The organism is Desulfuromonas carbonis, from assembly GCF_054658035.1.
Window position 1 is genome coordinate 116256 of the sequence record NZ_BAAHXR010000001.1, and the last position, 21024, is coordinate 137279.

21 protein-coding genes and 1 pseudogene are annotated in these 21024 nt (G+C 56.1%); 1 reads left to right on the plus strand and 21 read right to left on the minus strand.

What is annotated here, in order from left to right:
* Nucleotides 1-54 precede the first annotated feature (54 nt).
* From ACYQ8E_RS00560 to ACYQ8E_RS00635, 16 genes are all read right to left on the minus strand, one after another.
* Complete coding sequence (locus ACYQ8E_RS00560; RefSeq protein WP_082820231.1) at nt 55-894, minus strand: lipoate--protein ligase family protein; 840 nt, start codon at nt 892-894, stop codon at nt 55-57.
* 58 nt (nt 895-952) lie between these two features.
* Nucleotides 953-2290, minus strand: coding sequence for an acetyl-CoA carboxylase biotin carboxylase subunit (gene accC / locus ACYQ8E_RS00565; RefSeq protein ID WP_066726332.1), 1338 nt, complete (start codon nt 2288-2290; stop codon nt 953-955).
* 73 nt (nt 2291-2363) lie between these two features.
* Nucleotides 2364-2840, minus strand: coding sequence for an acetyl-CoA carboxylase biotin carboxyl carrier protein (accB, locus tag ACYQ8E_RS00570; protein WP_066726329.1), 477 nt, complete (start codon nt 2838-2840; stop codon nt 2364-2366).
* Between the two features lie 61 nt (nt 2841-2901).
* Nucleotides 2902-3975, minus strand: coding sequence for an aminopeptidase P family protein (locus tag ACYQ8E_RS00575; protein WP_066726326.1), 1074 nt, complete (start codon nt 3973-3975; stop codon nt 2902-2904).
* Nucleotides 3976-3998: 23 nt separating this feature from the next.
* Nucleotides 3999-4436, minus strand: coding sequence for a type II 3-dehydroquinate dehydratase (gene aroQ / locus ACYQ8E_RS00580; protein WP_066726323.1), 438 nt, complete (start codon nt 4434-4436; stop codon nt 3999-4001).
* Nucleotides 4437-4447: 11 nt separating this feature from the next.
* Nucleotides 4448-4807, minus strand: a complete 360-nt coding sequence (locus ACYQ8E_RS00585; protein WP_066726320.1) for a roadblock/LC7 domain-containing protein — start codon at nt 4805-4807, stop codon at nt 4448-4450.
* Entirely contained in the window at nt 4797-5585 is a 789-nt protein-coding gene (locus ACYQ8E_RS00590; RefSeq protein WP_066726317.1) for a tetratricopeptide repeat protein, read from the minus strand. The genes ACYQ8E_RS00585 and ACYQ8E_RS00590 overlap by 11 nt, the downstream gene beginning before the upstream one ends.
* Before the next feature lie 9 nt (nt 5586-5594).
* Nucleotides 5595-6692 carry a 3-dehydroquinate synthase gene (aroB, locus tag ACYQ8E_RS00595; RefSeq protein WP_066726314.1) on the minus strand — a complete coding sequence of 366 codons (1098 nt, stop codon included), beginning with the start codon at nt 6690-6692 and terminating at the stop codon, nt 5595-5597.
* A 6-nt stretch (nt 6693-6698) separates the two neighbouring features.
* Complete coding sequence (locus ACYQ8E_RS00600) at nt 6699-7193, minus strand: shikimate kinase (protein WP_197463749.1); 495 nt, start codon at nt 7191-7193, stop codon at nt 6699-6701.
* Nucleotides 7194-7348: 155 nt separating this feature from the next.
* Nucleotides 7349-10150 carry a type IV pilus secretin PilQ gene (locus tag ACYQ8E_RS00605; RefSeq protein ID WP_197463748.1) on the minus strand — a complete coding sequence of 934 codons (2802 nt, stop codon included), beginning with the start codon at nt 10148-10150 and terminating at the stop codon, nt 7349-7351.
* Between the two features lie 37 nt (nt 10151-10187).
* A complete protein-coding gene (locus ACYQ8E_RS00610) occupies nt 10188-10691 on the minus strand; it encodes a pilus assembly protein PilP (RefSeq protein WP_197463747.1) in 504 nt (167 codons plus the stop codon).
* A 30-nt stretch (nt 10692-10721) separates the two neighbouring features.
* Nucleotides 10722-11333, minus strand: a complete 612-nt coding sequence (locus ACYQ8E_RS00615) for a type IV pilus inner membrane component PilO (protein WP_082820229.1) — start codon at nt 11331-11333, stop codon at nt 10722-10724.
* Between the two features lie 18 nt (nt 11334-11351).
* Nucleotides 11352-11912, minus strand: a complete 561-nt coding sequence (locus tag ACYQ8E_RS00620) for a PilN domain-containing protein (protein ID WP_066726300.1) — start codon at nt 11910-11912, stop codon at nt 11352-11354.
* Nucleotides 11909-12967, minus strand: coding sequence for a type IV pilus biogenesis protein PilM (pilM, locus tag ACYQ8E_RS00625; RefSeq protein WP_066726297.1), 1059 nt, complete (start codon nt 12965-12967; stop codon nt 11909-11911). Before pilM ends, ACYQ8E_RS00620 begins: the two co-directional genes overlap by 4 nt.
* A 68-nt stretch (nt 12968-13035) precedes the next feature.
* Nucleotides 13036-13242 (minus strand): helix-turn-helix transcriptional regulator, encoded by a 207-nt coding sequence (locus tag ACYQ8E_RS00630; RefSeq protein ID WP_066726293.1) that lies wholly within the window; start codon nt 13240-13242, stop codon nt 13036-13038.
* A gap of 394 nt (nt 13243-13636) precedes the next feature.
* Nucleotides 13637-14407: a prepilin peptidase gene (locus ACYQ8E_RS00635; protein ID WP_082820228.1), complete on the minus strand. Its 771-nt coding sequence runs from the start codon at nt 14405-14407 to the stop codon at nt 13637-13639.
* A gap of 301 nt (nt 14408-14708) precedes the next feature.
* On the opposite strand from ACYQ8E_RS00635, the pseudogene ACYQ8E_RS00640 reads away from it, so the two are divergent.
* A pseudogene (locus ACYQ8E_RS00640) lies at nt 14709-15809 on the plus strand (IS4 family transposase); the annotation flags it as partial.
* 96 nt (nt 15810-15905) lie between these two features.
* Here the strand turns inward: ACYQ8E_RS00640 and ACYQ8E_RS00645 are convergent.
* From ACYQ8E_RS00645 to ACYQ8E_RS00665, 5 genes are all read right to left on the minus strand, one after another.
* The gene (locus tag ACYQ8E_RS00645) at nt 15906-16763 is read right to left on the minus strand and encodes a hypothetical protein (RefSeq protein WP_066726290.1); all 858 of its coding nucleotides are present in this window, start codon (nt 16761-16763) and stop codon (nt 15906-15908) included.
* Entirely contained in the window at nt 16763-17581 is an 819-nt protein-coding gene (locus ACYQ8E_RS00650; RefSeq protein WP_066726287.1) for an ABC transporter permease, read from the minus strand. Before ACYQ8E_RS00650 ends, ACYQ8E_RS00645 begins: the two co-directional genes overlap by 1 nt.
* Nucleotides 17578-18498 carry an ABC transporter ATP-binding protein gene (locus ACYQ8E_RS00655; RefSeq protein ID WP_066726284.1) on the minus strand — a complete coding sequence of 307 codons (921 nt, stop codon included), beginning with the start codon at nt 18496-18498 and terminating at the stop codon, nt 17578-17580. The genes ACYQ8E_RS00650 and ACYQ8E_RS00655 overlap by 4 nt, the downstream gene beginning before the upstream one ends.
* On the minus strand, nt 18491-20485 hold the full coding sequence (locus tag ACYQ8E_RS00660; protein WP_082820227.1) for an O-antigen ligase family protein: 1995 nt from the start codon (nt 20483-20485) through the stop codon (nt 18491-18493). Before ACYQ8E_RS00660 ends, ACYQ8E_RS00655 begins: the two co-directional genes overlap by 8 nt.
* A 112-nt stretch (nt 20486-20597) precedes the next feature.
* Nucleotides 20598-20984: a hypothetical protein gene (locus tag ACYQ8E_RS00665; protein WP_157471819.1), complete on the minus strand. Its 387-nt coding sequence runs from the start codon at nt 20982-20984 to the stop codon at nt 20598-20600.
* Between the last annotated feature and the right edge of the window lie 40 nt (nt 20985-21024).

A 21024-nucleotide genomic window follows, 5' to 3' on the forward strand; every position in this document is an offset into this window, starting at 1 on the left:
AAGGAATAAGGGTTGTCCGAGACTGTCATAACATAGTCGTGAGCGGTCCCCCTGTCAACCGGCAATTCCCGCCAGATTCCAGGCGGGGTTGGCATAGTGCAGGCGCTCCAGGGAACGAGCCCGGGCCAGCTCGTCGGGTCGGAGTGTGGATGGTTCCAGGACGACGCCGAGACGGTGGCTGAAGGCGGCGATGAAGGCGGTTTCGACCTCCTCGACCGACCGCGGCACGGGCAGCCAACGATTCAGCCAGCCAACCCGGCGCGCCAGCAGAGCCCCCCCTGCCTGCGGGCTGAGCTGTCCGGCGGTGTCGAGGGCTCTGAACAACAGGACCGGGTCGAGATCGACCGGCACCGAGCCGTGCTGGAGAAAGCCCCCCTTCTGGCGTTTCTGGGCACTCCCCGTTACCTTGCAGCCGGCATGAACCAGTTCCGCCGTCGCCGGCGCGGTGAAACAGGCGCTGGCCTGGGCATCCGCGCTCCCCGCCCCGGCATGTCGACCGATGGCCAGGGTCGTCTCCAGGCCGAGACCGTCCAGGGCCGCCTGCAGCGCTTCGCCAATAATGCGGTAGCTGCCGGCTACGCCGGCCGGAAACCAGGGACTCGGCTCGGGAGCGATCACGGCGTAGGTCATTTCCTGGTCATGCAACACCGCCCTGCCGCCGCTGAAGCGGCGCACCACATCGAGGCCGAGGTCGCGACAGCTGGCAAGATTCACCACCCGGCGACCGCGCTGGGCATAGCCAAGGCTGACCGTAGCCGGGAACCAGTGGTAGAGGCGCAGCACCGACCCGCTGCGACCGGCGGCCACGGCTTCGAGGAGCGCCTGATCGAGGGCCATGTTGAAGCTCCCGGTGGCGGGTCCACTGCGCAACAGGCGCCAAGGGATAAGGGTCATCGCATTCCCCGGAACGGCAAAGGCCGGGTTGCCCCGGCCTTTGCCGTCTGCTGCAATGTCAGATTACCATTCGTTCAAGAAATCCGGTATCGACGTTTCCTTCGATGAATTCCCTGTTGTCCATGATTTTCTGATGGAAGGGGATCGTGGTCTTGATCCCTTCGATGATGTATTCATCGAGAGCCCGAGCCATGCGTTTGATGGCTTCTTCACGGGTATCGGCATGCACGATGAGCTTGGCGATCATCGAGTCGTAGTGGGGCAGGACCGTATACTGATCATAAACGAAACTGTCGACGCGCACACCGAGGCCTCCGGGGGTATGGTAGCCGTCGATCTTGCCGGGGGACGGGGTGAACTTGAAGGGGTGCTCTGCGTTGATACGGCACTCGATGGCGTGGCCGTGAATCTTGATATCCGACTGTTTGAAGCGCAGCGGCAGGCCAGCGGCACTGCGAATCTGTTCCTTGATAATATCAACGCCAGTAATCATCTCGGTCACCGGATGTTCAACCTGAACCCGGGTGTTCATTTCCATGAAATAGAAATTGTGGTCCTTGTCGAGCAGAAATTCCATGGTCCCGACGCTGGTATAGCCGACCGCCTTGGCGGCAGCCACCGCACATTCCCCCATCTTCTTGCGCAGGGCGGGGCTCAGCACCGGGCAGGGCGCCTCTTCGATCAGTTTCTGGTGGCGGCGCTGAATGGAACAGTCGCGCTCGCCGAGATGAATGACGTTGCCATGTTTGTCCGCCATGATCTGGATTTCGACATGCCGGGGACGCTCACAGAATTTCTCGATGTAGACCTCGGGATTCCCGAATCCGGCCTGGGCCTCGGAGCGGGCGGCCGCAAAAGCGTTGGCCAGAGAAGCCGGAGAATGAACCACCTTCATTCCACGCCCCCCACCGCCGGCCGTCGCCTTGATGATGATCGGGTAACCAATCTCGCCGGCAATGCGCATGGCCTCCTCGGCGGTGTGAACCCCGTCCTTGGTGCCGGGAAGAATGGGGACGCCAGCCTTGGTGACTGTTTGCCGGGCGCTGATTTTATCGCCCATCAGGCGCATGTTTTCAGCGGTCGGGCCAATGAAGGTAAGGCCGCAGTTGTTGCAGATTTCCGCGAACTCGGCGTTCTCGGAGAGAAAGCCGTAACCGGGGTGGATTGCGTCGGCATCGGTGACCTCGGCGGCGCTGATGATCGACTTCATATTCAGGTAACTCTTGGCACTGGGGGCCGGCCCGATGCAGATACTTTCGTCAGCCAGCTTGACATGCAGCGACTCGCTGTCCACATCCGAGTGGACCGCCACCGTCTTGATGCCGAGTTCCTTGCAGGCGCGGATGATGCGCAGGGCGATTTCTCCGCGGTTTGCGATCAATATCTTATGGAACATGAGTTTTTTTCTCCGAAAAACAGGTGTCAGGTGTCAGATATTCCGGGGCCTGGACCCTGGATCCTGCGACCCGCTAGATCCGCTCCACGATGAACAGGGGATCGCCAAACTCGACCGGCTGGGCATTTTCCTTGACGATCTCGATCACCTTGCACTTGAATTCGGCTTCAATCTCGTTCATCAATTTCATTGCCTCGACAATGCAGAAAGTCTGGCCCTTGTCGACGATGGAACCAACCTCGCAATACGCGTCCGATTCCGGTGACGGCGCCCGGTAGAAGGTACCGACGATCGGCGAGGTAATGGTTTCGTATTTGTCATTGGTGACCGCAACCGGAGCCGCCGTGGCCGGCGCCGGGGCCGCACCGGCAGCAGGCGCCGCCACCGGCATGGGAGCAGGGGCCTGGTAGGCAGGAGCGGAGACGTGGACGATTTCCTGGGCGTGGCCGCGCTTGATCAGAACCTTTTCTTCCGCGTTTTCCACCTCGAATTCGGTAATATCCGTTTCGGTGACCAGCTTGATGAGGGTTTTCAGATCCTTGATATCCATAGAACAGAACCTCCTTGACGTTGCTTTTTGGGGCGCCTCGGGCGCCACTCCTGGTGCCGGCTCAAACCGGCAGGGAACGAAAATGCTTGGGAATCTGCGTCAACACGCGGCACCCGTCGGCGGTGACCACCACCATGTCCTCGATCCGGACGCCGCAGACCCCGGGGAGGTAGACTCCCGGCTCGACGGTAAAGACCATCCCCTCCTCCGCGATGGTTTCGCTGCGGGGCGAGACCACGGGAAACTCGTGAACTTCCCGGCCAACACCGTGGCCGAGGCCATGGCCAAAAAATTCGCCGAATCCCTGGTCGTCGATGTATCCACGAGCCAGGGCGTCGATGCTACGCAGGGGAACTCCGGGACGGATTCCCGCGATTGCCCGATCGTGGGCGGCCAGAACCGTATCGAAAACACGCCGCTGGTCCTCTTCAATCGCGCCCAGGGCCAGGGTAACCGTCTCATCCGAATGATAGCCATCGACCCGGGTACCGAAGTCGATCGTGACCAGTTCCCCTGCAGCCAGCAGCTTATCCGAAGCGACCCCGTGCGGCATCGCTCCCCGGCGGCCGGAGGCGACGATAAAGTCAAACGCCTTCTCTTCGCCACCGCGGCGCTTCAGGGCGAACTCAAGTTCAAGCGCGAAGTTACGCTCGCTGACGCCAGGGGTCAAGCGCGGCAGAACCTCCGCGAGAGCCGCCGAGTTCAGGGCTGCCGCACGGCCCAGGGCATTAACCTCCCCGGCGTCCTTGCTCCCCCGCAACGGCTTCAGTTCCTTATCGAGGGGGACCCACTCGAGGCCCGGCGCCCCTTCCCTGAAGCGCATTGCCGTCGCATACGGCAGCGTGGCAGCTTCAAACCCGACCCGGGAAATTCCGGACTTTCGCAGCCAGTCGAGAACCCCGGTCACCTTGTCGGCATATTCCCCAACTTCACTCGCGGTGACCTCCTCTCTGGCCTGGGTCGTATAACGCGAGTCGGTGAGAAAACAACTCGCACTGCGGGTAACAATCAGGACTCCGTCCGTTCCGGAAAACCCGCTGAGGTAAGCCAGATTGGCGGGGTCCAGAAAAACCAGGCCATCGAGGGCGCAATGCTCCAGCAAAGGGCGAATCCGTCCGGACCTGTCTTTTAGCATATTCCGCTTTTATTCACAATTATTTACTTTTTTAATATGCCTAAAATTCCCCGCAGGGCCAGCAGATAGCTGTCGGCACCGAACCCGCCAATCTGGGCGAGAGCGACCGGGGCAATGTAGGAGTGCTGACGAAACGACTCCCGGGCATGAATGTTGGAAAGATGGACTTCAACGGTAGGAAGGTTGACTGCGGTCAAGGCATCTCGCAGGGCGACGCTGGTATGGGTAAAACCACCGGGATTAATGAGCAGACCGGAGACTCCCTCGTTTCGGGCCTGATGAATCCGGTCAATCAAGACCCCCTCGTGGTTGGACTGCACGGTTTCCACCACGGCGCCCAGTTCCCGTCCCAGGGAAACCAGCTCGGCATCGATATCGGCGAGGGTCCGGGTTCCGTAAACAGCAGGTTCCCTGGAGCCAAGCAGATTCAGATTCGGTCCGTGGAGGACGAGTATCTTCATGGATGCGGCACTCAACTCAGTGCCTCGATAAGTTTTTGGGCGTCACGCAACAGCAGATAGCGTCCCTTGCCGAAATTACCATCCCGTTGCAGGGTCAAGGCGGTGAAGTATTCATCGGTCAGCGCCCGGATCACCACATAGAAGCGCTCGGTTTTGATCGCGACCTCTTCCATGTCGCCGGTATTGAGAATCTCCACCGTCCGCTTGATCTCCTTGAGCACGTTGGCGTATTCCACCGCCATCATCTGCAGGTCGACTCCCTCGCAGGGTTTGAAATACTGCTCAATGGCGATGCCGTCATACCCCATAAGAACCGCACCAACTCCACCGGCGGTCCCTTCAACGATCTCCTGCAGAATTTCAGCGAACATCTTCCCTCCTGTCGCGAATTGCATCAAGCCAGCTGGTCAGGGTGGCAAGGATCTGGGACTCCTCCCGGGCGGGGGAACCAACGGACGCCTCTTCTTCCACGGCGGGCGCCTCGCCTGCAATCGGAGCAGGCGCCCCTTCCCCGCTGATCTCCCGTTCAAGCTCCCGATAACGGCCGGCAAGACCACTGTTCCCCGGGTCGGCCTTGAGGAGATCGCGGTAGACATGCAGGGCCTTGCCGAGCAAACCCTGCTTTACATAGATCTCCGCGATGGTCGCGGTAGCGATCGGTGCGTCCCGCTCTTCCAAATCACTCTTCGGAGCAGGTGTTCGCGCTGGCTTGCCTTCGCCCTGCGGTGCCGGTCCCAGCGCAGCGAGCATTTTCAGCACCGTGGCATCGTCCGGCTGAAGCGCATTGGCTTTCTCGAGGAGCTGGCGAGCGCGCTCCCGATTCCCTTGCATGCCACTGACGCGAGCGAGCCCTTTCAGCGCGGGAAGGCTGTCCGGTTCGATAGCAATCGCCTGCGAAAAGGCTACCTCAGCGGCCGGCAGATCACCACGTTGGGCGTGAAGGCGGCCGAGGGTAATAAAGCCCGGGCTGAACTTGGGAAGCGCGGCGACCCCCTTTTGGGCGACTTCGATGGCATCATCCAGCAACCCCAACTGACGGTAGGCATCGGCTAACGGCACAAACGCCGTCGAGTGCGGATCCCGGCTGAGAATCTCGATATAGCCGGCAATTTTTCCAAGCATAGAGGCAGTATGTTCCAAGGCGGCCATGAGGTAATCCTATAGGGCCTGAAGACGGGCCAGGGCTGCTTGCAGAAGCGGTTCCGGGTGGGCGATATCCCGAATCTCGCAGTCGCCAAGACCGCGATTGAGAATGAGACGCAGGACGCCGGCCTTGACTTTCTTGTCCCGGGCCATCACTTCCAGAATCTCGCTGAGCCCCAAGGGCGGCAGGGTGATCGGTAATTGAAAAGAAGCCAACAGGCTGCGCAAGGTGGCGAGTTCATCTTCCCGGCACAGCTCCAATTCCGTGGCGGCCGCGGCGGCAACCAGCATGCCGATGGCCACCGCCTCGCCATGGCGAACCACCCCGTAGCCGGAAAGGGTTTCCACAGCGTGTCCAAAAGTATGGCCGAAGTTCAAAATGGCGCGTAAAGAGCTCTCTTTTTCGTCAATTTCTACAACATCAGCCTTGATTTGGCAAGACCTCTTTACCAGGGGGATCATCACTTCAGGGTCCTGCTCCATGATCCTTTTGCGCTCAGCAGAGAGCCACTGCAGATAATCGAGGTCCCGAATAACGCCATATTTTACGACTTCGGCAAGACCGGCGGCAAATTCACGCGGGGGAAGGGTCAGGAGGGTCGCCACATCGATATAGACGAGGCGCGGCTGGTAGAATGCGCCGATAAGATTCTTCCCGAGGGGGTGATTGACCGCCGTCTTGCCTCCCACCGAGCTGTCGACCTGGGCGAGCAGAGTGGTCGGCACCTGGACAAAGGGGACGCCGCGCAGGTAAATGGCGGCGGCAAATCCGGCCAGGTCGCCAACTACGCCGCCGCCGAGGGCCAGTAAACCGCACCCACGATCGAAATTTCCTGAAATCAACTGGCCGACGACCGCTTCCAGGGTATGGAGCGTTTTAAATTCCTCCCCATCCCCGATCAACAACAGCGTGACACTGAATCCCGCGGCCTCCAGGCTGCTTCGGACTGCCGCAAAGTAAAGATCGGCCACCGTGGAATTACTGACGACGGCAATCTTGCTGGGGAAATTGATCCGGCTGAGCTCGGCGCCGAGGCCGGCCATAATGTCGCTGCCGATCACGATCGGATAACTGCGTTCGCCGAGACCGACAATCAGTTGTTCGTTGGCCATGCCCGCCTATTCCTTTGCCAGCGCCTGGATAATTTTGCCGGCGATTTCTTCGGGTGTCAGCAAATCGCCATCGATGATCAAATCGGCCTGCTCATAGAGTGGCGCTCGTTCGGTCCATAGTCGGCGTAATCGCTCACCGCCGTCCCTCTGGTCGGCCAGGGGGCGCTGGGTATCCCCGGATAGCCGTTGACAGATGATCTCCCAGGGGAGTCTCAGGTAGACCACGGGCCCGATACCACGCAGAGTCTCCCAGTTTTCCTGCCGCCCCACCACTCCGCCGCCGGTGGCCAGGACTGTCCCTTCCGTGGAGCGCAACGAGCAGAGAGCGGCCGATTCGTAATCCCGGAAGACCGCCTCCCCCTCCTCGGAAAAAATCTCCGGGATCGATTTTCCGCAGCGCAGGACAATCAGTTGGTCGAGGTCGACCAATCGGTATCCGAGGGCTTCGGCCAGAACAGCTCCGACCGTCGTCTTTCCCGCCCCCATGAAACCAATGAGCACAATATTTCGGAGTGATCGTTGGCGATTCAAAGCCGCAGCAGTGTTCTTTCCAGGGGCCAGGTCAGATGCATCCATACCCACCGACTCCCTAACCGAGACAGAAAGGGACAGGCCTTCGGACCTGTCCCTTTCTGTTCATGAGACTCCGGGATCGATCAGTTGACGATTCGCGGCGTGATGAAAATAAGCAACTCGGCCCGCGTATTCGATCTATTGGACGATTTGAACAGATGTCCGACCAGTGGAAGATGCATCAACAACGGGACCCCGGCATTACTGTTATTGTCGGTTTCGACAAAAATCCCACCGATAACGGTCGTTTCCCCATCCCGGACCAGCAGTTTGGTCTTCGCCTCCCGGGTATCAATAGCCGGGGCATTACCGCCGGTTCCGGTGCTGACCGTGTTGCCAATAGAACTGTTGGTCGCCGAGATGTCAAGAATCATACTGTTGTCCGGGTTGATCACCGGAGTGACCGTCAACTCGAGGTTGGCGTCGACGAATTCGGTCTTGGGTCCGTCAGGACCGGAAGACTGGTAAGGGATCTTGGTCCCCTGACTGATCTTGGCCTGGCCGCCATTGAGGGTTGAAATTCGCGGGGTGGAGATGACTTTCCCCTGACCGGCCGCTTCGAGAGCCGAAATGCGCAGATCGAGGGAGGTGCCGGTCAGGCTGCCGAAGGTAAACCCGGCCCCCATCCCAGCGCCACCGATAACGCTGCCGGCGGCAGGCGGAGAAATCAGGAAGCTGCCGCCCAATCCAAGATTGAACTGGTTGTTCCCCAGTTGCATGTCGCGGTTCTCCCCTTCTGAGGAGAATCCCCACTTGACGCCGAGGTCCCGGCTGAAGGTGGAGCTGGCTTCAACAATTCTCGCCTCGATCATCACCTGCCGCTCCGGGGTGTCGAGCTTGCTGATGAGGTTCCTGATGTCTGCCAGGTTGGATGGAATCGAGGTAACAATCAGCTGTTTGTTGCGGGTATCCTCCGAAACAGAGACTCCCTCGCGGTCTTTGGTCAACACCCCTTTGACATGTTTGGAGACACTCCCAAGGTCCGCATAGTTGACGGTGATGAGCTCGGTCTTGAGATCCTCAAGCTTTTCGCGGGTCCGGGAGGCATTCATGCGCGCCTCTTCCATGGCACGCAACTTTTCCCGCGGCATGATGCGAGCGATATTCCCCTGCTTGACCATGCCGAGGTCCTTGATCTCCATGATCAGGTCGAGGGCCTGATCCCAGGGGACATCGACCAGGCGCAGGGTAATGGTCCCCTTGACATCGTCACTGGCAACAATATTGAGGTTGCTGACTTCGGCAATGAGCTGGAGGATATTGAGAATATCGGCATCATCAAAGACCAGGGTGATCTTCTGCCCCGAATAGGTCGCTTCCGAACCAGTACCGGCCAATTCGACGATCGCCGGGGCAGTTCGAACCGCCTGGTCGGCAACGGCCGGAGTCGACTGGGCAGCCGCAGGGGATGCCTTCACCGGGGCGGATTCCGGCATCGGTGCGGCGACGGCGGCCGGCTCGGCTGCCGGGACCGGAATGGCAACCACCTCCCCTGCCACCGGAGGCTGCTGGGCGAAACCATCGTTGTCCACCGCCAGGACCAGAGAGGTCCCGTTCTCCTTGAGGGAATAACGGGCCGCCCCTTTCAGTTCCACGGCAAAACGTACATCCTGGCTGTCATCGACGAGAACGGTATAGGGCGTTACCCGTTTCACGGCACTGGGGAAGGCCGAAGCATCGAGAGTCCGGCGCAGGGCGCGACTGATATTGGCATGCTTGACGCCGAAACCGACGGTGTTCCCCGATGCCGAGGCCGGGATCACCTTCCCGGGGGCGGACAGAGAAACGGTCAGGTAGGATTGCCCGTCGCGGACGTCAAAATCGACGGCCTCGACGGTGACTTCCTGCTGATTGGCGGCAGGGGCAGGCGATTCCACAATCGCAGCAACCTGGGGAGCATCCTTGACGGCATTCCAGGAAACGATCAGGTCGCTGGCCTCTGGCATGACGCTGTATTGCGGCAAGACGCTGCCTGCAGCGTCGAAAACGAGGCGGGTCTTGTCCGGGTAAGTGCCGACACGTACCTGCTTAAAGCCCTCAGTGACAGGCAGCGTACGCTCCTTGAACTGTGGCTTGACGTCGAAGAGATCGACGACCAGCCGCGGCGGCGAGCCCAGTTTGAAGTACTGGTACTTGCCAACTGTACCGTCGTTGCGAAGCAGAATCTGCCCGTTTTCTACCTTGATCGACTGGAGCCATTGGGCCGCAGCGGGTGCGGCTTTGACAGCAACAGGAGCGGCCTTGGAATCAACCTTGGGCTCATCCGTGGCGGCGGAAGGTGCGGCAACCGCAGTAGCCGCCGAGGTAGGTTCTACGGTCGCGACCGTTGCCTTGCCCGGTTCTGGATCGGCCGGCTTTTCAACCGGCGCTGTGGCCGCGCGACTTGCGGCGGCGGCCAAGGTCCCGCTCGAGGCGGCCGGAGCTTCCGGCATGGCGGTTACGGCAGGCGCCGGGGCGGTCGCTACGGCAGAAGCAGGCTTGTCAAACCGAATCTGGAAGGTGTTCCCCTCCAGGCTGACTTCGTATTTGGCCGCAGTGGTGAGCAACATCTCAACCCGACCGAGTTTTCCCGAGGTCAGGTCGAAGGAGGAGACGCGAACTTCCTGAATGGCGCCATCCTTGACGGGAATCGTTTTGCCGATTTCCGAGACATCCATGCCGGGAAAGTCGACCACCACACGAACCGGGTCAAAGGAATCGTAGACCGTGTAGCGATAGCCGACCGGATCCTTGGTCACAATCTTCACCGCGGTATCCGCCGCCTGATTTGCCACGTCGATACTGGCAATGGCGTTCTCTTTCTTCTGGGCTGCATAGACCTCGGCAACCGACAAGGTCAGGCATACCGCCACCATTGGCAGCAGGAGCAGAACGAGCGACCTCACGACCACACCGACCTTCTTGAAGTATGGGCAACACATATTAATTCACTCCTCCCCGCTTCGGAAGCTGCAGCTCCTGGATACTGGTTCTGACCTCACCGGAAAAATCAATGTATTTTTCACGTACCTTTATTGTGTCTGCATCAATCCCGATCACCACGCCATCATTCTTGCCGACCTTGACACCCTTTTTAAGAATGAATGACCGGCTTCCGGGGCCGACAACCATCGCCGCCGGCTCCCCACGCCCCACGATGATGCCGACCACCCGCAACTGACCGAGGTCGACTTTTTGCAGCGGGGTAAGCAGATCCCCATCCTGGCCCGCGGGAGAGGTGAGATCCTTCAGGGGGTTGACAAAAGGATCCCGGCGCCCCATCGGATTATAGACATACTTGGCAACTTCCGGGGCCTCCTCGACCTGGGCAGCGGCATCGACAGGAGCCGCCTTGGCGGGTTGAGCTTTTTTGGCCTGTGGTGGCGATGACGGGGCGGGGGCCTCCTCGCTGCACCCCCAACTCAGCAGACAGGCGATCAAGATCAAGCCAACGCGTCTTAGATTGGTGAAGGGCATTTACTTATTCCCTCCCTTTTTCGCAGGTGCGGCAGGGGCAGAGCCTTCGAGGAAGCGGAAGGTCACCGCCAGACAGTCGACGGAAAGTTCCGCTCCGGCTGACGCCCCCCCCCTGCCGAGGGTCATGGCGACCTTGCCGATATTGACGATTCGCGGAAGATCCCCGACATCGTAGAAAAATTTGGCAATCTGGTGAAAAGTGCCAACCAGCTTGAGATCGACCGGGACTTCGGCGTAAAAGCCCTGGGGGCGCTCCCCCCCCGGCTTGAACCGCAGTACATTGAGACCATTTTCCTTCGCCAGGGTCGCGATGGTCGTCAGCAGGCTGGGGATCTCCTTTTCATTCGGCAATTCAGTCAGGGCTTGGTCAAGCTGCAGCTTCATCTTTTCATATTCGGCCTTGAACCGGGGCAGGTTGGCGGCAATCCTCCGATCTTCCTGGAGCTTGGCCAGCACCTTTTCGCTCTCCTGCTGCAGACTGGAGTATTCCTCATCCTTGGGCAGGTAAAGGAGAAAAACGAAAGCAGCGACCACCAGGAGCATAACAGCCAAAATCATCAGGGCCCGCTGGTAGGCAGGACGCCGCAAAAACCATTCAACTCTTGGATTCATACCGGCACCGTCCTCCGCTTATTTCGCTGGCCCGGCCGGGGGTACTTCAACCCGGCAGGTCAGGGAAAATTTCTGGCTCTTGATAACACCGCGGGACTCCTGCTCGATCACCTGCAGTTCAACCCCCTGGTAGTACGGGGAGGTCTCAAGGTTCCTGAGAAATTCGGCGACCACCTCTTCATTCAAGCCACCACCGTTAATGAAGATAACCCCATCCGCTTCCTTGAAGGAATCGATCCAGACCTTGTCGGGGATGGCCGTGCTCAACTCTTCCAGGAGATGAACCGGGCCTTTCTTCCCTTGCTTGATCTTGTCGAGGACATCCAGCTTGCCCCGCAGCTCCTGCTGCATCTTCTTGAACTGGGCAACCTCGCCGATGGTCTTCTTGAGGCGGTCGCTCTCCTGCTGGTTGGCCCTGATCTCATCCCGGACCGCCTCGATGCGCATCAACTGATTGGCATAGATACCACCGCAGGCCGCAACAACGAGAATCAGCGAAAGGATGAGTACCGCTATCTGGCCCCGGAGCTTTTCCTTCTTCTGGGCGGCCCGAACGGGCAATAGATTGATTCGGATCATTTGTCGCCCAACCTCCTCATGGCAAGACCCACCGCTACGGTCATCAACGGCCCAACGGCATGCACGTACTCAGGGTCGAAGCTCTTCTCGTCGATAGCAATCCCCCGGAACGGATCGAGAACCTCCACCGGCATATCAAGCCGCCGCAGCAAGGACTCCTTGACCGCCGGGTGACGCGAACACCCCCCGCAGATAAAGAGCTTCTGAACTTTTTCATCGGCCGAGGTCGCCGCAAAAAAGTCGAGGGACCGCTGGACTTCCTGGGCGAGGTTTTCGGAGGCATCATGCAGGACCTCTTCGACATCGGCGGCATCGACATCGTTGAGAGCGCCGCCGAGTTTGGCGGTCTCCGCATCCTCTCCGCTCACCCCCAAGCGCTTCTGCAATTCCTCGTTGAACATGTTTCCACCCACCTGGATATCGCGGGTGAATACCGAAACGCCATCCTTGAGGATATTGACGTTCATGGCACTGGCGCCAATATTGACGAGGGCCAGTACCGGTGCCGTCTCTTCCGGGTAATTGGCCTCGAAAGCATTTTCCATGGCGAAGCAATCGACATCCATCACCTTGGGATCGAAGCCACACTCTTTGAAGACCGCCAGGTAGTCGTTGACGAAATCTTTTTTGGCCGCGACCAGCACGACATTCATCTGCGCCGGATCCTTGGCGTCGGGACCGAGAATCTGGAAATCGAGGTTGACCTCGGAGATATCGAAGGGGATGTATTGCTCCGCCTCCCACTGGATGGAAGCTTCCATCTCCTCCTCGGTCATGATCGGCAACTGAATCTTGCGGATGATAACCGAGTGACCGGAAACGGAGGTGGCGACATTTTTTGTCTTAACCTTGTGGCTTTCCACCAGGTTGCGCAAAATATCGACCACGGAACTGGAATCCATGATCGCATTGTCGACGATTGCTTCCGCCGGCAACGGGGCGATGCCAAGATTCTGCAGGGCATACCCCCCCTTCATTTCCCGCAACTGTACCAGCTTGACCGAACTCGAGCCGATATCAATCCCGATGATCTCTTTTTTGCCTCGAGAAAGCATTGCTTCACCCTGTTGAGGTTAGAGTAAGGCCCGCATAACAGCAGCACTATAAAGCAAAATATGTTCCACTAATTATCCTGCTCCGGGAATACCTTCCCCCGGTCAGCGACATCAAGACCGAGAGCCAAGATTATTTTCCGCATCGTGACCATGCGACAAGCAGCACCACGCTCGATACGATCCACGGTCAGAGGAGAAACCCCGGCTTTTCTGGCCAACTCTGCCTTGCTCATCAGCAGGGCTTCACGAATTTCCTTTACGTGGTTTTTTCCCATCGGCAGCGTCCCGTGAAAATTAGGCTAGTTTCCGTCCGGAAAACGGTTATTTTCCGCCGTGGTGGCGTCAATCTTCGGCCTTGCTTGTGCGACGTACCGGTGTACGCCTCCGCGCAATCCCTCGATTTCCTTGCCACAACGAAAAACTCCTCGTTTCCGATTCGGAAAACACGCCGTGCCCATCTGGGGTTTCCCAATGGACACTAGGCTAGAAAATTGTGGGAATTATAGGTCAATGATAGTAATTGTCAAGTAATTATAGTTTTGTGATGCATACATATCATTGATTTGAATAGCCAACACCCGGCCCGTCATACCACATAGTGAGGCAGGTTCAACCATCGCCCCCAGCATCTTGTAAATGCAGTTCGCACAACCCCAGGATCGAAATTCTTCAAAAAAGCGCCAGGTACCAGCGGACAATCATGGGGCCCCAGAAGAGATAGGTGAGGGATCCTGCAGCGAGAAACGGACCAAAGGGAATGGCGAGCTGGCCGTCGGACCTCTTTATCCACATCAGCGGCACGCCAACCAGGGTACCGAGGACAGAGGAGAAAAAGATGATGGGGAGAATGGCTTTCCACCCAAGAAAAGCACCGATGAGCGCCAGCAGCTTTATGTCTCCCCCCCCCATCCCCTCCTTGCCGGTCAACAAAGCATAGCCGGCCGCCACCAGATAGAGGCTCCCCCCGCCCGCGAGAATACCCAGCAGCGAATCCCCCCAGGTCACCCACGGCAGGAAAAAAGACGCGAAAAAGCCAACGAGAATCCCGGGAAGGCTGATGACGTCGGGAATAATCTGATGATCGATGTCGATAAAGGTAATCGTGACCAGAATGGCCACGAGGATCATCAAAGCGACGACGAAGGGCTGGGGGCCGAAACGAAAGACAAGACAGGAGAAAAGCCCTCCAGTCAGCCACTCCACCAAGGGGTAACGCCAGGAAATTTTTGCGTTGCACATTGCACAGTGCCCGCGGAGGACCAAATAGCTGAGAATGGGGAGATTTTGATACCATTTGATGGAATTGCCACAGGAACCGCAGCGGGACCGGGGCCGAACGATCGATTCGCCAGCCGGGATGCGGTAGATGCAGACATTTAGAAAGGAGCCGATGACGGCGCCGACGACGAAAGCGGCACCCAGGAAAATCGAGAAGTTCATAGGATTGATGTCCAGGAATGTAGAGAATTTTGTAGAAAATAGCAGAAACTCAGAGTTCGAAGAAGACTGAGGTGATGTTTTAGGAACTACCACCAGAAGGGAAAATCTACAGGTCAAAAAACTATTTAGCTTGTTTACCTCATTACAGATCAGTAGTGTCCGGTTAGCAAATTGCATTCACCCAAAGTTGCAGATAATTGTAAATATTTTCACAAGTTAGCGTATTTTTTGCTTGACAAATCGTCGTGAAGTCGGCGCGGTGATTTTCGTAAATACCTATTTTATATGAGGATTTACGAAAATGTCATTACTTGTTCGCTGCCACCGTACCCGGCTTAGCAGGCGCTCCATTGTCCGACTTTTTACCCCGTTCAAGGGCGCTCTCGAACATGCCCCGGTTCTTGAGGCCCGAGGCAACAGGCCACTGCAGATGACGTTTGAAGATCAGTTGAAAATCCTGACCTACTATCACCTCGAAGAGCATTCTTCGGGGCGTCATCTGCTTCAGGTTCTGACGCAGGAAGATTTTGCCGCGACTCATATTGCACCGCCCGGCGGTATCCGGAAAAGCGCCTTCTTTGAGGCGATCAATACCCGAGGGCTGGAGCAGATGATTCATGTTTACGAAGACCTGCAGAAACAGGTCTCACAAAAGATTCCTGTCGCCAAAGACATCTCCGATCTCGGCGATCTGATCGCCGTCGATGGTTCGCTGATTGACGCTACGCTGTCCATGCTCTGGGCGGACTATCGAGACGGAGCCAAAAAGGCCAAGGTTCACCTGGGGTTCGATATCGGTCGTGGTGTCCCCCAGAAAGTCACATTAACCGACGGCAAGGGCGACGAGCGTCCTCAGGCGGAACGGCTCGTGGCTCCCGGTCAGACAGGTGTCTATGACCGCTATTACCAGTGTTACAAAAACTTTGACGACTGGCAGGATCAGGGACGCCACTTTGTCTGCCGCATCAAAGCCAGTTCTCGTAAGACGGAGTTGAGCGCCAATCCTGTTGTCCCCGGCAGTCATGTTTTCTATGACGCCAGGGTGTTGCTCGGCACCAAAGATGTCAACCAGACCGAACGAGAAGTGCGTGTGGTCGGCTACAAGGTTGACCAAAAATCCTATTGGGTCGCCACCGACCGCTTCGATCTGACCGCCGAGCAGATTGCCTTGATCTACAAGCTACGCTGGACGATCGAGTCCTTCTTCGCCTGGTGGAAGCGCCACCTCAAGGTGTATCACCTGATTGCCCGCAGTCCCTACGGCCTGCTGGTGCAGATCCTCGCAGGGTTGATTACTTATTTGCTGCTGGCCATCTACTGCCACGAAGAGCATGGCGAACGTGTCAGCATCAACAGGGTGCGTGAGCTTCGCAACAATATTCGCAACGAGGCCGCCGAGGATGCGGCCGCAGGCTTAGGGCCTCCCGATATCATTGACTTGGACTTCGGAGCCTATGCAACTTCTTAACCGGACACTACTGATTACAGATACATTTATCTATCTTTGCTTTTCAGGCGTAGAAGCGAATTTACTGGTACTGAAAATACGGCCAGTTGGTAAAATAACCCACTTTCCACCATAGGGGTCTTCGGGCAAGGAATCAATGTAGCCCCTTTCTACCAATTCGTTGACCGCCGCCGGGGATCTTCCGGTTTCTTCTTTAAAGCGGTTAACCAAAAGCTCCAATTTCTCGGCTCGCTCAAGAGCGAGCAGGCGCTTTTCCAATGGTGCACGGAACCGTGGATCTTCGGTCTCCGCTATCATTCCTTTCAAAAACAGAATTCCCGTTTTGGTCTTTCCGCCGTAATAAGCCAAGCGGGAACCGAGTGTTTTAAGATAAGGGGGACCGCCAGGGAGCCTGGCTGCGGCCATGACGTACTCGGCTCCCTTCTCATAATCCTTCAAAAAATAAAAATAATTGAAGCCGATAAAATAAGGGATGCGCCAATCCCAGCTCCGATATTTCATTCCTTTCTTTAACAGCTTGTTGGCCTCTTGGATTTTACCTTCCCAAGCCATATTCCCCTCGGCCAACAGGTATGGATCAAAAAAATAGGGGTCGAGGTCAGTGATGACGTCAAGGCTGGTGGCAAAATAATCCCAATCAGCTCCACTGAGCGGTTTCTGCGTCATCAGCCGTTCGCCATAAAAGGCGGCGGTTTTAAGAAAAAGATAATCCGAGAGCAATCCCCGATACCCGAGGGATAATATCCGACTAAATTTTGAGGGAAGGACATACTCTGCAGAGGATTCACTCCTTACGTCGTTTCGGCATCGCCACATTTCCATATTGAAAAAAAAATACATAGCGACAGCGATAACCAGACCAGCAAGTAAGCTCCAACTCCGTCGCATTAATTAAACTCCCGCCGCCGGAAAATGGCAGAAGCGAAGAGAAGCAGGACGACGATGTAAATCGTCCCATAACCGAAGGAAACGCCGAGCCGTTCCCAGCCGAGGGAAAGACCGTGGGCGGCCTCAGTCTTGAAATCGAAGGTCGCGAGGTTGGGGACAAGATAGGATACCACCTCAATAAAATTACTAAGGGGTACGGAAAAAGCCATTTCTTTGGCCGCAAATGCTGAGCGAAGATAAAAAACGACCTCCTCTATGGTGGCACCGACAATGAAAACACAAAGAGAGAAGATAAGAGTGATGAAGGAGTTGGTGGTGATGGAACTGAAAAATACGACGACGGCTCCAAGAACGGCAATTTTCAAAAAGACAAAGAATGCGGCAATGAAAAAAATAGTCCAGGAGAATTGGAGGAAATAGTCGGCATACAAAACCTTGAGCAACCACACGGTAAAACAGGAGAAGGCCATGAGTACGGCCATGGACACCAGGATGAAAAGTAGAAGACCTAAATACTTTCCCCAGATATATTCTACTCGCGAGATGGGCTTGGAGAGGACCAGGTGGATTGTCTTGCGGTCGATGTCCTTGGCCATGAGGTTGACACCGATGAAAAAGACGAGTAGCAGACCAGCCAGCGACAGAGCGCTCAGGTTCATATCGACCGTAACCTTGTCGATATCCCGCATGAAGAAACCGGCAACAGCGATGTTGAGTCCGAAGAAGAAGAGGGAGAATATTACAATGCCAAAAACGGAACGGTTGCGGATACCCTCGCGGAAAGTGATTAAAGCCAGAGCAAATAATCTTGTTATCATTTGGCCTCCACTTCCTGCATAAAGATTTCCTCGAGGGAAAAGCGACCGCTTCTGCTCCCAAGAACCTCCACTCCCATGGCGCTCAACTGTGAGGAGACCACCGGCAGCGCAGCAACCGGGAACGAAATAATGTACTGACCCTGCTCCTTGAATACCCCGCCGATCAGCGTATCGAGAGCATTCCGCTGATCCTCTGTGAGGGGCGCCACGACAAGGTGCAACGAGGGACCAACGTTGTCAGCAAAAGCTTCCCGCCCGAGAACACGGACCAGTCGCCCACCCACCATCACCCCAATGCGGTCACACAGGCGCTCTACGTCCGTAAGAATATGTGAACAGAAGAATATGGTTTTCCCCTGGTCCTTCAATTCACCAATTAGCTCAAAAACCATGCGGCGACCGACAGGATCGAGACCAGACATAGGCTCGTCCAAAATCAGCACGGAGGGATCGTGCATCAGAGCAAAACAGATTCCGGCACGCTGCAGCATTCCCTTGGAAAAGGTGCGCATCGGCCGTCTTCGGGACTCGAGCATATCCAGTCTTTCCATCAACTCCTGTCCCCGTCTTTCCGCCACTCCCCTGTCCATCTCTGAGGCACGACCGCTGAAGGCGAGGAGTTCTTCCAGGTTCAAGTGATCGTACAGATAAGGATTTTCAGGCAGGTATCCGAATTCTTTGCGGTAGCAAGATTTTCTCAAGAGACGTGAACGGAACCGGATGATCCCGAAGGTGGGACGACTCAACCCGAGAAGGAGCCGGATACTGGTACTCTTTCCCGCTCCATTGGGACCTACCAGCCCGAACACTTCCCCAGTGCGAACCTCAATAGACAAGTCCTGAACAGCATGGACCTTTTTCCTAAATAGTCCGGGATCGTAAATTTTGGTGACTTTTTCGAGGGAGATCTCAATCATAGATCGGCATACCCAGCAGTGAAGGGTTATAGGGTTTGTGTCGTGGGAAAAACTCCTCCAGGGGACGACCTGTTTCCCGTGCGGCCTGGCGCATGTTGAGATAATGATCGAATTGCCAGAACAGATCCGATGACGGCATAAGGTGAATCGCCTTCCGAACGGCCATTTTGGCCTCACCTTCTCGTCCAAGGGTGTAATATAGCAGGCCCAAATTAAACCAGTTGGCCCGCGAACCCTTCACATGGCACAAACGCTCGTAGTAGGGAACAATTCGTCGGGCCAGATTATGTTGGCCAGGGGAAAGGGCCGTATGCAGATAACGCGGCAAAGCCGATACAAGCGCGCGATTGGCACTGTAGGGGTTTTCGGCCAGGATGGTAAAATTGGAAAAGCTGGATTCTAGCCGGCCGGGAATCCTCATTTCATGTTTAAGTGCTCCCAAGGCCAGTTCCTGCTGAAATAAAAGGCCCGTCAATGCCAATCCGCAGAGCACGAGGATCACCTGAATTCCCCTGCAAAGGGCGGAAAACCTCAGGACTTTGAGAGGATATTGGGCAAGGAGAATCCCCAAACAAGCGAAAAAAAGGGTCAGAAGAGCGGGATGACGGAACGGCCAGCTGAACATCGACTGGAAGATAAAGGGGAGTAAAAGAAGGTGGCTATAAAGGAAAAAGGGACCAAACGGCTCCCGGTTTCGCAGAAAGCAGCGCCAAATGGCAAAGATAAGTAGGCCAATGAGTATTAGTGCAAAAAGGAAAGCGCCGATTCCCCCCTCGGAAAGGATCTGCAACAACTCGTTATGGGCCCAGGAAGTACTCCCCATCGCTTCGTAGTTAACGAACCCCAGCAGATCGTGCGCCCTTGGTCCATAAGCGTCCTGAAAATACTGAAACCCGTCCAGTCCAACCCCCAGCCAGGGATGCGACTTGAAAATCAAAAATGCGCTGGTCCAGAATACGAACCGTGCGTCAGTACTGATCCCCGTATCCATCAGTTCGCTCCCCAGTGCCAAGTGAGGGGCCAGTACTGCGGTTAGGCCCTTGGCCAAGAGCATGGCGCCCAGCAATACAAGTAGCAAACGGGAAAACTCCATCCGCCCGGGGCGATTATCTGAAAGGTATTTCCCTCTGGCAACCAGCCAAGCCAGCACACCGAGGATTAGGGACAGGGAGAGCAACCCTCCTCTGGAGCCAGTCAGAAAAAATACCAAACCAACAACAAAGAATGGGAAGTGTCGAAAATAGACAAATATCCCCTGGGGATACATCGCCGAGGCATGAAGATGGCGATAAAAATAGGCAAGCAGAACGACAGTCAGAAAGACGGCAAACAGATTGGGCTGCCCGTAGGGACCACCGATGCGCAGGCTTTGATTCGGTGGCAGGAGATAGGGAATCACCATGGAGGAGGACGGGCCCAGGACCAAAAACCGGGAAAAGTCATATAGGCCGAGCAAAGCCGCAAACAGACCAAAAATCAGCAACCCAACAATAAAAATTCCCTTAAATTCGTTATGATCAGAACTCCACTGGGCGACCATCATAGAAAAAATGAGTAAAATTGCGAGGATGCCGTTCTGAATCAGGGCCCAGTGGGGTTGAAAAGCCTGAGTCGCGGAAACTTGCAGAACCAGCCAGAAAAGGGCAAACAGCCCCATGACCGGTGAAAGCCGCAAAGAAGACCCGGACCATAAAAAAATCAGGGCACAGAGAAGGGTGACCACTACCAACGGGAAAAGCTTCCCGGCCTTATCCATGTCTCCGAGTCCCGGCAGGATAGTAAATTGCAGAAGGAGGATAAAGACGGTGAGAAGCTTCGATCCCCCGCACGCGCCCCCAAAAAACCGACAGGACCGCATCACTAGATCGGCAAGGCATCCATCCCGGACATTTCCCTTGACATCTCGGTCTGATTCTTCAAACCTCTTTGCGTTTCTTGTTCCGTTCGATTTTTCATCTTCGCTAAGCGGCACTATCAACTTGGCCATACACTACTGTCATTCCTATCATTCCGAACAGCTTGACGACTACTCCCTTCAGCGACATTATGCAAAAAGCCCCTCACATGAGGGGCTTTTTGCATAATGTAAAAATGAAAAATCAATATTTCCAACCGTTATTTGACCAATCGTCGGCAGAGTTAACGGACACGGGAATATTCATAAGGTCAGTCGTAAGAGCAGTTCCAGTTTTAAAGCCTTTTTGCCAGATATTATTCAGATTTTGCGCTGTCCCATAAACAGTATTGCCACCAGGATGAGCGGTTGCAATGGCAAACCATTGTGCTGTAGCTTGGGTCGTTCCTGGATTAATATAGCGGGCCGTCACTTTGGGCGAGAGGCCGATAATCAATGGATCAGGCGTGCCACCGGAGGTGGAAAGGCTAACCTCGCCACTTTGTAGAGTACCAGTATGTGCCGCAAAAACGCTGTTCGCAGAAACCAATAACATCAAGACAGCAAGAATTCCACCGAGTGTTTTCATCATATTTCTCCTATTCTGAAGAGGTAACCAAAACAAATTCCGA